Annotated in this window: 1 protein-coding gene; it reads right to left on the reverse strand. The window is 42.4% G+C overall.

Annotated features, from left to right (window positions below; genetic code table 11):
• Nucleotides 1–43: 43 nt before the first annotated feature.
• Nucleotides 44–1360, reverse strand: coding sequence for a group II intron reverse transcriptase/maturase (gene ltrA / locus JCM15579_RS19885; RefSeq protein WP_054723042.1), 1317 nt, complete (start codon nucleotides 1358–1360; stop codon nucleotides 44–46).
• Between the last annotated feature and the right edge of the window lie 557 nt (nucleotides 1361–1917).

Below are 1917 nucleotides of genomic sequence, written 5' to 3' on the forward strand. Positions count from 1 at the left end.
TCGAGTAGGCAGCCGCTAGGCCATTAGCCTAGCGGAGAACCTCTCACACCACTGTACGTACGGGTCTCGTATACAGCGGTTCATTAAGTTGTGGGGAGATACGCTCGTAAATATCAAACATTGATTCATATCCACGTTGTTTCAAACGATCAATAGTAATTGTAGTTCTAAGAATTGGACTTTGGCTGGTTGCCCAGCCTCCCATACGAGTACGCGACCATGCAAAGGCTTGCCCTTGTTCTACGCCTAAACGAATAAGACTACGCTTCTTCTTATCAGGCTTTTTCCAATGGTGCCAGATGCAATACCTGAGTCGGTTTCTTACCCATCCGTCCACTTCTTGAAGTTTTACCTGAATGTTAGCCATTCTGAAGTTGTTAACCCAACCTCGTTGTGCTTCTTTTAGTTTTTGGATGCGTTCATCAAAACTCATGGGTATTGTTTTTCGGGTGATGGCTTTCAGCTTTTGCTTTAAAGCCTTCCAACTCTTCTTGGATACTACAAATTGGTATTTGCCTCGTTCACCTTTCTTATAAGTTGGTACAAAACCAAAGCCTAAAAGCGTAAAATAAACTGGTCGGCGAATACCACTTTTTTCTCTGTTTATCTTCAATTTTAGTTTGTCTCTTAAAAACTTGTAAATCGAATTCCCTACTCTTCGGGCTTTCGATTTTGTTTTCAAGTAAATGCTAAAGTCGTCGGCATAACGTACAAAGCGTAGCTTCTGCCGTTCAAGTTCTCTATCCAGCTCATGCAACATGATGTTCGACAAAAGAGGACTTAATGGACTGCCCTGTGGAACGCCTTTTCTGCGTTTGACCAATTTACCCTCAATTAAAATGGGAGCTCGAAGCCATTTGCGTATCAGGCGCATTGTAGTTTTGCATTTTATCTTTCGATAAAGCAATTGCAGTAAATAACAATGGTCTACTTCATCAAAGAAGCTTTGCAGGTCAATATCTACAATGTGCTGAAAGCCTTGGTTGATATACTCCTGAGCTTTTAAAGCTGCCTGATGTAAACTCCGATTGGGGCGAAAACCATAACTACTGTCCGAAAAATCAAACTCGAATTTTGCCGTGATAATTTGCAACATCGCTTGTTGGAGCAAACGGTCGGTTACGGTCGGAATGCCCAATAAGCGCATCTTTCCGTTCCCTTTTGGAATCTCCACACCTAAAATGGCATGGGGCAAATACTTTCCTGAGCGAACCTTTTCTATCAGCTCCTCCCGATTTATCGACATGAGCTCTGTTAATTTACATACGGCCATGTGATCAACTCCTGCTGATCCATGGTTCTTTTGAACCCCGTACATCGCTCTTAATAGGTTCTTACCTGTTAGTATTTGCTCGATCATCCTGTTTTACTTTTCTTTCCCTGTTCCGCTTAATGCAAGGCTAGAATCCAAGAAAGCTTCCTTGCAACATTTGGAACAACTTAATGTTCAACCCTTCACAATATTGTGAGTCCTCCATGGTTTCTATTCATGGCTCGTTACCTATAGCTAATATGGTATCTGCTGACCTCTTGCCTTAACCAACTCGTAGTTGACAAGATCTCCCCTGGTAAGAGCATTTTCCTTCCTCCAATCCCTGCCTGATCTACTACTTCGTTTATTCTCTAAAAAAAGAGCTGGGACGTCGACATGGTGTGCTGCCTTATCCAAACTTATAGCCTCATATCAGGTTTCTGTTCGTCAGTACCGGATTTTGTAGTCTCGCTTCCTTCACTGAATACCTCACGGTAAACCAGCTTGCGACTTACTAATGCTTCTGGGAGTCACCCCAGCACATAAGGGACTTGCACCCTCTGGAAAATAACATACTTATTGTTAGCTATTCTGACCAAATATTTGCATATTTGATCTTTTTCTAGAGCTTACAGATAAGTGTGCTCTTGCTCATGCAGGGCACA

This window comes from Marinifilum fragile JCM 15579 (assembly GCF_001310955.1).
Taxonomy (GTDB): domain Bacteria; phylum Bacteroidota; class Bacteroidia; order Bacteroidales; family Marinifilaceae; genus Marinifilum; species Marinifilum fragile.